We start from the raw sequence: 10,203 nt of genomic DNA on the forward strand, positions 1-10,203 counted from the left end.
CGATAGCATGGGCAAGGTAACAGGTTTCCTCGAAATCGACCGGCAGGTCCACAAGTACCAGCCGGCCTCCGACCGCATCCGGCATTTCCGCGAATTCACGCTGCCGATGTCGGACACGGAAGTCGAGAAACAGGCCGCTCGCTGCATGGATTGCGGCGTGCCCTATTGCCATGGGCCTCAGGGCTGCCCGGTCCACAACCAGATCCCTGACTGGAACGATCTCGTCTATCGCGGCGACTGGGAAACGGCGATCCGCAACCTGCATTCGACCAACAATTTCCCCGAATGGACCGGCCGCATCTGTCCCGCGCCCTGCGAGGAAGCCTGCACGCTGAACCTCGAGGACATCCCGGTCGCCATCAAGACGATCGAGCAGGCGATCGCCGACAAAGCCTATGAGCTCGGCTATGTCCGGCCCTATCCGGCCGATCACAAGACGGGCAAGAAGGTAGCTATCATAGGCTCGGGGCCGGCCGGCATGGCCGCCGCGCAGCAGCTGGCGAGAGCCGGCCACGAGGTGCATGTCTTCGAGCGCGAGAGCAAGCCGGGCGGCCTGATGCGTTTCGGCATCCCCGACTTCAAGATCGAAAAGCATTATATCGACCGGCGCGTCGAACAGTTGCAGGGAGAAGGCGTCACCTTCCATTGCAACGTCAATGTCGGCGTCGACAAGCCTGTCGCCGAGCTTCTGGCCGAGCATGACGCCGTGCTCTATTGCGGCGGTTCGGAAGTGCCTCGCCCGGCCGGCATCCCCGGCACCGAGCTCGACGGCGTCTACGATGCGATGCCCTATCTCGTGCAGCAGAACAAGCGCGTGGCAGGCGAGGACATCGCCTCCGTGGCCTGGCCGGCCGAGCCGATCCTGGCCGCCGGCAAGCATGTCGTGGTCGTGGGGGGCGGCGATACCGCTTCCGACTGTATTGGCACCGCCTTCCGCCAGGGCGCAGTGAGAGTCACCCAGCTCGACATCCGGCCCCGACCGCCGGAGAAGGAAGACAAGCTGAGGGTCTGGCCCTATTGGGCGACCAAGATGCGCACTTCCTCCAGCCAGGCGGAAGGGGCCGAACGCGAATTCCAGGTAGCAACCCTCGAATTCATCGGCGAGGACGGCCAGTTGACCGGCGTCAAATGCTGCCAGGTGGATGAAAAGCGCAGGCCGGTAGAAGGTACGGAATTCGTCATCCGCGCCGACCTCGCCTTCATCGCGATCGGCTTTGCCGGTCCGGTCTCTGGCGGCGTGCTCAAGGAATGCGGCGAAAAGCTTGCCATCACTGTGGATGCCCGCCGGTCCACCAATGTCGCGGCCAATGACAGGGACTACCGCACCAGCATTGACCGGCTCTTTGCAGCGGGTGATGTGAGACGCGGCCAGTCGCTTGTGGTCTGGGCGATCCGCGAAGGCCGTCAGGCCGCGCGCGCCATCGACGAGTTCCTGATGGGAAGTTCCGTCCTGCCGAGATAGCGCATCGGGCCGAAAAGCGTCTGCGCTTTTCGGATAGATCCGGTCCGCGACGGCTACAGACGCAGATAGTCCAGCGCGGCCTGGTGCAGTTCAGGCGTGGCGGCGGCGATAATGTCGCCGCCCTTCTCGGCAGGTCCGCCATCCCATGTCGTGATCACCCCGCCTGCCCGCTCGATGATCGGTATCAGGGCGACGATATCGTAAGACTGGAGCCCGCATTCGATGACGAGATCCACCTGTCCTGCCGCCACCATGGCATAGGCATAGCAATCGGTTCCGTAGCGCGGCAGCCTTACAGCGGCTTCTACCCTGTCGTAGAGGGCGCGTCGCGCCCCGTCGAACAGCGCCGGCGTCGTGGTGCACAGCGTCGCTTCGGATAGACCGGTCGTTCGCCGGGCCGCAAGCCGGCGCGGCCCGCCCGGCCCCTCGTAATGCGCGCCCTCTTCATTGGCATAGAAGAACTCGCCGGTGAAAGGCTGCGACATCATTCCCGCAACCGCATCGCCATCCACCGTCAGCCCGACCAGCGTGCCCCATAACGGCAGGCCCGAGATGAAGGCGCGTGTGCCATCGATCGGGTCGATGACCCAGACATGGCTGCTGTCAATCCTTTCCGGCCCGAATTCCTCGCCCAGCAGCCCGTGCCCGGGGAACTCTTCGGCGATAAGGGCGCGTATCGCCTTTTCCGCGGCGCGGTCGGCCTCCGTCACCGGGTCGAAACCCGAAACGAGCTTGTTGTCCACTGCGGCAGGCATGCGGAAACGCGGCAGCGTCTCTTGCCCGGCGCGCTCCGCAAGGCGCCGCAGGAAAGCGGCGGAAACTGTCATTTTTGGTTCTCCAGACCTGAACTGATGGCGGTTTTGCACAAAGTTTATACAGGCGTCAAAAAATGATCACTTCGGCCTTGACAATTGTGCATCGCAACATAAACTCATCCTCGGACAGTTCGTTCTGTCCTTGCCCTCCTTGGGCGTTTCCTCCCTAGATTCGACCGCGTCGTGCAAACGGGGCGGTCTTTTTTTGCCTATTCGGCAGCGAGAGGCGGACTGCCGAAATATTGTTCCGGAATGGCCATGAGGTCGCGCACGAAACGGGTGAGGTCGTTCGCCACCTGATCGAACCCACTGGTCTTCTGCAGGTTCCGCTCATCCATATAGAGCCCGCGATTGACCTCGATCTGCAAGGCGTGGAGCCCATGCGCCGGGCGTCCGTAGTGCTCGGTGATGAAACCCCCGGCATAGGGCTTGTTATGCGCCACCGTATAGCCCATGGCGGCAAGTAGCGCGATCGCATATTCCGTCAGCGCCGCTGCAGCCGCAATTCCGAACCGGTCGCCGATGATGAAGTCCGGCCGCGAGCCGTTCTCGCCGACGCGAATGCTTGCGGGCATCGAATGGCAATCGATCAGTATCGCATAGCCGAATGCCGCATGGGTCCGTGATACGAGTTCGGTCAGCACTTCGTGATAGGGTTTGTAGATGGCTTCGATACGCGAAGCCGCCTCGGCAAGCGGCAGCCGCCCGTGATAGATGTCCAGCCCTTCCCCGACCAGTTTTGGCACGGTCCCCAGCCCGCCTGCGACGCGAGGCGAGCGGATATTGGCGAAAGGCGGCAGCGGCTCGGAGAACATGCGCGGGTCGAGTTCCCACGGCTCGCGGTTCACGTCGAGATAGGCGCGCGGAAAATTGGCTGCGAGAAGCGGCGCGCCGAGCGCTACGGCGCCCGAGAACAGCTCGTCCACATAGCAGTCTTCCGAGCGCCTGATCGCCATCGCATCCAGCCGCGACATGGCGAGGAAACGTTTCGGATAATATGAGCCGCTATGCGGCGAGTTGAAGACGAAGGGAAATCGCTGATAGGCGGGTGCGCGCACGTCGAAGGCTGGAATATCGGAAAAATCCGCCGCTGCACTCATTCGATCATCCAAGCCTCTTGGCACCCTTCTCTTCATTCGAACCGTGCCATCGGAACCCCGGCATGTCCAGCCTGCAGGCTGCCGGCCTCCCTCGAGTCCGGGCAGCCAAATCATTCACTTGATGTTTACCATCCGGGATTCATATAGGTTAACGGTTAACGGGCTCGCGCAACACAGCTCGTTTGGCATGATCCGGACGGAAAAATGGCACGAATTCTTCTCGCTGAAGATGATAACGATATGCGTCGCTTCCTCGTCAAGGCGCTGGAGCGCGCCGGCTATGAGGTGATCGATTACGACAATGGCGCCAGCGCCTATGAACGCTTGCGCGAGGAGCCGTTCTCTCTCCTCCTCACCGACATTGTCATGCCGGAAATGGACGGCATCGAGCTTGCCCGCCGCGCCACCGAGATCGACCCGGACCTCAAGGTCATGTTCATCACCGGCTTTGCCGCCGTTGCCCTCAATCCGGATTCCAACGCGCCGAAGGATGCCAAGGTCCTGTCCAAACCTTTCCATCTGCGCGATCTGGTGAATGAGGTGGAAAAGCTGCTTCACGCAGCCTGAATCAACACCCGCGCGGCCCGAGTGCCGGCTGGATCGACAGGTCGACATTATGATCGCATCGGCCTCAAACAGCTATTGACGCACGAGACCGTTCTATGGTCTATGCGCGGCGTCGGATGGGCGTGTAGCTCAGCGGGAGAGCACTACGTTGACATCGTAGGGGTCACAGGTTCAATCCCTGTCACGCCCACCATCCAGCCCATTTAATTCAAACATTTAAGCAGCCTTCCCCACCTCAATAACCTTCTGGGGCTCAGTTGCACGCAACCTGTTCGCAAAAGCGGCCTCTTGGCGTGCTTTTGCAGGTCCGCGATGACCGAATCCATCGCCCGATTGCAGTTTTGCAGGCCATTCCCGGATCGAATGCCTCCAACGCTTGTCGACAGGCGCCCGCACAGGCGCAGCGTTTATAAGCATCCCGTAATAAGACCGTCGTCGAACTGACAAGCAGCCGTCATAGAGGACGGCTACCTCCGGTAGGCATTTCCAAACCGGGATCCCCAAGGAGCTTTTTATGATCACATCGATATTCAGACACATCCTGACTGCGGGTGTTGCGTTCGCGGCGCTGCAGTCGCCGGCTTCAGCCGAGGAAGCATTCAGCGCCAAACTGACGGGTCATGCCTATCTTCCCGCACTCACCCTTGTCACACCCCCGACGGATGCGCCACGCGATGCCTGGGTATCTGGTAAGTTCACCAGCGTCCTGCGCAACCATGAGGTCATGTCTGTGCCTGGCGACGTCGGTGCGGCCTATGGCAGCCATCCAACCGGCATCTCGCTACCCTTCATTGGCCAGCCTGTGCAAGGCATGTCCGGCTTTGCGATGAACCGCGCCGAGGATGACAGCATCTTCGTGCTCACGGACAACGGCTTCGGCTCCAAGATCAACAGCCCGGATGCACTGCTCTTCTTCCACCGCATGAAGCCCGATTTTGAAACCGGGAAGGTCGAGCGTCTTGATACGATCTTCCTGCGCGATCCTGATCGCAAGGTGCCCTTCCGCATCGCTTATGAAGGCACGGAAAGCCGCTATCTCACTGGCGCTGATTTCGACTCCGAAAGCATTCAGTATCTCAACGGCGAGATTTGGATCGGAGATGAATTCGGTCCCTATATTATCCGAGCCACGGAAGATGGCCGGGTTATCGACGTATATGAGACGCTGCTTGACGGCACGCCCCTGAAAGGCCCGGACACGCCCGGTGTTGTCGTTCCAGCCGTTGCTGGCAAGGACTATCAGGTTCAGCGCTCAGGCGGCTATGAGGGCATGGCTCTGCAGCCAGACAGCGATCTTCTCTGGGCCATGCTTGAGAAGCCGATTCTTGGCGAGGATGGTCAGCCGGAAGGGGATTTCCTGCGCGTCATCACATTCGATACCCGAAAGGGCGAATGGACGGGTGAGAGCTATCGCTTCCGCCTCGGCGAGGGCGCCGCAGCCATTGGCGACTTCAACTTCATCGATGAAACCCGTGCACTCGTGATCGAGCGCGACAATGGCGAGGGCGATCCGAGTCTTGCCTGCGAAACCGATGACAAGTCCGCCTGCTATCCTAACCCTGCACGCGTCAAGAGGGTGGTCCTGGTCGACACCGCGCAGATTGACGATGATGGCTTCATCCCTCGCATCGGCCATATCGACCTGATGGACATCGCCGACCCTGACGGAAAGGCCGTGTTGAAAACCCAGGCAAATCGCGATCTGACCGGAAAGTTCACCTTCCCCTTCTTTACCATCGAGGATGTGATGCGGGTGGACGACAAGCATATCCTCGTCGCCAATGACAACAACCTGCCTTTCTCGGCGGGACGTGAGATCGGTGCGGCCGCGAATAACGAGTTCATCCTGCTCGAAGTCGGCGATTTCCTCGCCGCGCGATAGTAGCGCGCTGGCCTGGATCCTTGACATGATCGAAAAAGTGTCGACAAAAAGTCGGCTCTTTTTCGATCATCGGGAGGAGGCTCGGCATGCGGCATCTGTACTATTCGGCTGAAGGGAACGGGCCGGTCGTCCTTCTGCTTCATCCGGTCGGGCTGGATGGCACATTCTGGGGAAGCCTGCCCAAACGTCTCGCACGAGGAAGGCGCGTCGTCGCGATCGACCTCACCGGCCACGGCCGCTCGGAGGACGCGCAGAGGCCAGGTCGCATTTCCAACCATATTGATGATATCATTGATCTATTGGAAAGACTCGGAGGAGAACATGCCACGCTGGTCGGCGTCTCCTTCGGCGGCATGCTGGCTCAAAACATAGCGCTTGAGCGTCCCGATCTCGTTTCCCGCCTCGTGCTTGCAGGCTGCCCCGCCGCGATCCCGGAAGCGGCGCGACCGGCGATCCTGCAGCGCGGCGCCGACGCGGAGCGAGGCGGCATGGAGGCGGTGGCGGGGCCGACGCTCGAACGATGGTTCACGGCTCCCTATCTGTCGACAGGAAAGGCCGAACCGGTGCGGCGACGGCTGCTTGCGAACAAGCCGACAAATTTCGCCGCTACCTGGGAAGCCGTCTCCGAACATAACGCTCTGCCCCGACTCTCCGCGCTCACTGTACCGACACTGGTAATCGCGGGCGAGAAGGACGCGGCGACGACGATCGAGGCCAAGCGCGCACTGGCAGCCGCCATTCCCGGCAGCCGATTGGCCGTGATGGAGGGTGCGCCGCATATGATGCAGATCGAATGCGAGCGGACATTCGGCGATCTCGTCGCCGGCTTTATCGAGGGAGGCGCATCATGACGTCCGACATTCCGGGGCTGCTGCTGGTGCTGGCCGATCCGCCTCCTGGGGTCGAGGAGGAGTTCAACGCATGGTACGATACCGAGCACCTGCCGGAGCGCGCGGCGATCGACGGTTTCGTCACCGCGCGCCGCTATATCTCGCTTGGGGACGGCCCGCGCTACGCGGCGCTCTACGATCTCGCCTCGCTCGCCGTGCTGGAGGGTGAGGCTTACAAGGCGGTATCGGGACCCAATTTCAGCCCTTGGACGCGGCGCGTGACCTCCAGAAGCCGGCCGCAGCGCCTGACCGCCGAACGGTCCGACGCGCGGAGCGGAAAACCGACCGGCGAGGCTTCACGCCTGTTCCTGCTGCGTTGCGCAGGCGGCGACGCGGAAACGGCGCAGGCGCTGGCCGCAGGTCTTGCCGCAAGCTTCGACGCCACGCCTGGCCATCTGCAAAGCAGGGTGTTTCTCGGCGTGGAGCCGGCACGCGACTTCACGCTTTCGGTCAGCGAGTTTTCCGGCAACCATATTCCGCCGCTTGACCTCGCAGCCTTCGGCAATGCCGCCGGCCGGATCATGCTGGCAGCGACCTATCGACCCTACTGATTGATCAATCCGCCGCCCGCGCCAGCGCCCGCACCGGCGCGCCGTCCGCACCGGCAATGCTCAGACCGGTGAAGATCGCCTCGATCCGCCGGTTCGACAGCGGGCCGAGATTCGTGACGTGCTCGGCAATCAGGATTCCGTGCGGCAGCAGGATGTGATGGACTGGCCAGTAGAAGCCTTCCGGCCGGTTTGACGGCGCGCGATCGGGCGTGGCGAAGTCGACGCCGATCATCTTGACCSGGTGGGCGAGCAGCCATTCCGCCGCCTCCGGCGTCAGCGAGGCATGGCGCTCGTAGGACGGGTCGTCGACGCGCTTCCACCAGCCCGTGTCGAACAGCACGATGTCACCGGGCCGGACCTGCGGCCGCGCCAGTTCGAGCTCGGGCACGTCGATGAAACCGTATTCTGGCACGTCGAAGCTCCACACCACGCCGGGGCCATAGAGCCGTTCGAGCGGCACCTCGTCGAAGGACGGTGCGTCGGCGATGAAATGGTTCGGCGCGTCGAGATGCGTGCCGTGGTGGACCACCATGTTCATCAGCGTGATGTTGGCCGGGTATTCCGGAATGCTGCGCCACCTCTCGAAGCTCGGCTTCGGATAGTTGGGGATGGCCGACAGCGTGTCGCTCAGCCGGTGCGAAAGATCGGTCCACGGACCGCCGGCGCCGGCCATCTGCGGCGCAGGCACGTCATTCCAGCCCTTCCAGCGAGTGTTCTTCAGATGGCAGGCGTCGCACATGGCTATGCTCCCGCCCGGGAGGCAGCCTTGCCGCGCACCTCCACGCCTGCCCAGTTCTCGATGACCTTGATCAGGCTGGTGTAGTCGTCATCGCTACGCCCTTCCGCCATGCCTTGGAACCAGATCTGCGCCACGCTGGAACTGACGTGATGAGGCACGGCGCGGTTGCGATACTCCTCCAGGCATAGCATCACATCCTTGTACATGGTGCCGAGCTTGCCGCCGTAGTCGAAGGTTCGCGGCAGGATTGCGTGCGGGAACTTGTCCAGCGTCGCCCCGCTACGCCCGGTCGACACATTGATGAGGTCGACCAGCGTGTCGGCGTCGATGCCCGCCTTGACGCCCATCGTCACCGCCTCGAAGGAGGCGACCATCGCGGCGGCGGAGATCATGTTGTTGGCGAGCTTGGCCACCTGCCCCTGCCCTGGCGCCTTGCCCACATGGAAGACGTTGGCGGCGATCGTGCGCAGCGCCGCCTCGCAATGGGAGAAGGCCTCGTCCGAGCCGGCCACCATGGTCGTGAGCGTGCCGGCGCGGGCGCCCTTCGGCCCGCCGCTCACCGGCGCATCGAGGAAGAGGACGCCCCGCTCCGCCATCGCCCTGGCGATCTCGACGACGGTCGCCGAACCGATGGTCGACATCTCGACATAGGCTGAGACACCGTCAGTCCGCGCGACCCCGTCCGGCCCTAGCGCCACGGCACGGCTGACCTGCGGGTTTGGCAGGCAGCCGAAGACGACGTAGGTTCCGGCGGCGGCCTCGCCCGGTGTTCGCGCTCTCGCCGCGCCACGGTCGACGAGCGGACCTGCTGAGGCGTCGGAAGGATCGAACACGACAACGTCATGGCCGGCGCCGATCAGTCGCTCGGCCATCGGCGCTCCCATGGCGCCGACCCCGATGAACCCGATGCGCATGTCTCCTCGTCCTCCCTTTTATGGTGCATGCATCCAGCATGCTGTTATGTCGACAGAATGAATGAGATAGAAGCGGCAGTCATGTCCGGGCGTCAAGCCCCTTCTTGACGCAGGCCGACATTTTTACAAGCCATTTTCGGACGCTCCCGCGCGTCATAGTGGCAAAATCGCTGGAAAAATCGAAAATAATGGACGATTCGCGCCGCAACACGGCATCACTTGGGGCCGCATCATTGCGCAGCAAACCTTACCTTAGGCTGGCTCTTCAACAAAAGTGTCGACACATATTGACGACCGCATGAATCCGTGAAAGCTATGTGCGCAACGAAACAAAGCTGGGCATCGACGCCCTGCGCAACGGAGGTCATTGATGTCGTCCAACAGCCTGATGACGGGAAGCATGGAATATCTGCGGAGGCCGCTCGTACGGAACGTGAAAGCCGGCGACAAGACGCTTGTGCTGACCGACACCGCACACGATCCGCGCGTCTGGCAGGCGGTCATGAGCATCCTGCAGGAGATCGGCGCGGACGTGACGGTGGCCCTGTTCGAGCGCCGTCCCGCCGACTATTATGATCCTCCGGCGGCCGTATGCGAGGCGATGATGAAGTCGGACGTCAACATCCTGCTCGCCTCCACCGGCATGCTGCATTCGCCCGCCAGCTTCCGCGCCATGGAAGCGCGCATCCCCTCAATCTGCATGGACGGCGGCATGACGCTGGAGTGGTTTCAGTCCGGCGCGGTCACGGACGATATGAAGCAGATCATGGTGCGCAAGCACTACGTGGCCAAGGACATCTTCGGCGTGGACGCCAAGGAATGCCGCGTCACTTCGCGCTACGGCACCGACTTCACCTATCGGGTTGACGACCGGATCTTCGTGCCGCCGCTGCCCGGTGACGACTTCGACCCCTACAAGATCGTCGATTTCGACAAGGACGAGAACCGCAAGGGCGGCAATCTATACTACTATCTGTTCCCGACCGGAGAGCTGAACGTGGCGCCCATCGAGGGCTCGGCCAACGGCAAGCTGGTTATCGACCTGACCATGCATCACATCGGCCGGCTGGAGGATCCCATCGAGCTGCATGTCGAGAAGGGTCGGGTGGTCCGGATCGAGGGCGGCGCGTCGGCGCGGGTGCTGCGCGACTACCTCGAGGAGTACGGCTGATCCACCCCCATTGAACGGGTCCACCTTGAAGTATGGTTTTGACCATGAAGGAGGACCACAATGGCAAACAAGCGACACAAGCCCGACGAGATCGTCACGAAGCTTCGGCAGG

General features: G+C 62.2%; 10 protein-coding genes and 1 tRNA gene. 7 read left to right on the plus strand and 4 right to left on the minus strand.

Annotation, left to right across the window (positions count from 1 at the left end):
* Positions 1-7 precede the first annotated feature (7 nt).
* Positions 8-1,462: a glutamate synthase subunit beta gene (locus L598_RS02400; RefSeq protein WP_144859862.1), complete on the plus strand. Its 1,455-nt coding sequence runs from the start codon at positions 8-10 to the stop codon at positions 1,460-1,462.
* Between the two features lie 53 nt (positions 1,463-1,515).
* Here L598_RS02400 and hisN read toward each other — a convergent pair whose 3' ends face one another.
* Together hisN and L598_RS02410 are read right to left on the minus strand one after the other, a co-directional pair.
* Positions 1,516-2,289: a histidinol-phosphatase gene (gene hisN / locus L598_RS02405; protein ID WP_144859865.1), complete on the minus strand. Its 774-nt coding sequence runs from the start codon at positions 2,287-2,289 to the stop codon at positions 1,516-1,518.
* A 197-nt stretch (positions 2,290-2,486) separates the two neighbouring features.
* Positions 2,487-3,377 (minus strand): N-formylglutamate amidohydrolase, encoded by an 891-nt coding sequence (locus L598_RS02410; RefSeq protein ID WP_144859868.1) that lies wholly within the window; start codon positions 3,375-3,377, stop codon positions 2,487-2,489.
* Positions 3,378-3,581: 204 nt separating this feature from the next.
* On the opposite strand from L598_RS02410, the gene L598_RS02415 reads away from it, so the two are divergent.
* The 5 genes from L598_RS02415 to L598_RS02435 all read left to right on the plus strand — a co-directional run bounded on the left by L598_RS02415 (position 3,582) and on the right by L598_RS02435 (position 7,267).
* Positions 3,582-3,944: a response regulator gene (locus L598_RS02415; RefSeq protein WP_144859871.1), complete on the plus strand. Its 363-nt coding sequence runs from the start codon at positions 3,582-3,584 to the stop codon at positions 3,942-3,944.
* 118 nt (positions 3,945-4,062) lie between these two features.
* Positions 4,063-4,137, plus strand: a tRNA-Val gene (locus tag L598_RS02420).
* Positions 4,138-4,458: 321 nt separating this feature from the next.
* On the plus strand, positions 4,459-5,826 hold the full coding sequence (locus tag L598_RS02425; RefSeq protein WP_144859874.1) for an esterase-like activity of phytase family protein: 1,368 nt from the start codon (positions 4,459-4,461) through the stop codon (positions 5,824-5,826).
* 86 nt (positions 5,827-5,912) lie between these two features.
* Positions 5,913-6,677 (plus strand): alpha/beta fold hydrolase, encoded by a 765-nt coding sequence (locus tag L598_RS02430; RefSeq protein WP_144859877.1) that lies wholly within the window; start codon positions 5,913-5,915, stop codon positions 6,675-6,677.
* Positions 6,674-7,267, plus strand: a complete 594-nt coding sequence (locus L598_RS02435; protein ID WP_144859880.1) for a DUF4286 family protein — start codon at positions 6,674-6,676, stop codon at positions 7,265-7,267. Before L598_RS02430 ends, L598_RS02435 begins: the two co-directional genes overlap by 4 nt.
* Positions 7,268-7,271: 4 nt before the next feature.
* On the opposite strand, the gene L598_RS02440 is transcribed toward L598_RS02435, so the two are convergent.
* Positions 7,272-8,006 (minus strand): cyclase family protein, encoded by a 735-nt coding sequence (locus L598_RS02440; RefSeq protein WP_144859883.1) that lies wholly within the window; start codon positions 8,004-8,006, stop codon positions 7,272-7,274.
* A 2-nt stretch (positions 8,007-8,008) separates the two neighbouring features.
* Complete coding sequence (locus tag L598_RS02445) at positions 8,009-8,920, minus strand: NAD(P)-dependent oxidoreductase (protein ID WP_144859887.1); 912 nt, start codon at positions 8,918-8,920, stop codon at positions 8,009-8,011.
* Positions 8,921-9,290: 370 nt separating this feature from the next.
* On the opposite strand from L598_RS02445, the gene L598_RS02450 reads away from it, so the two are divergent.
* A complete protein-coding gene (locus tag L598_RS02450; RefSeq protein WP_144859889.1) occupies positions 9,291-10,091 on the plus strand; it encodes an aminopeptidase in 801 nt (266 codons plus the stop codon).
* Positions 10,092-10,203: the final 112 nt, after the last annotated feature.

The organism is Mesorhizobium sp. J18 (genome assembly GCF_007829525.1).
Classification (GTDB): domain Bacteria; phylum Pseudomonadota; class Alphaproteobacteria; order Rhizobiales; family Rhizobiaceae; genus VLJP01.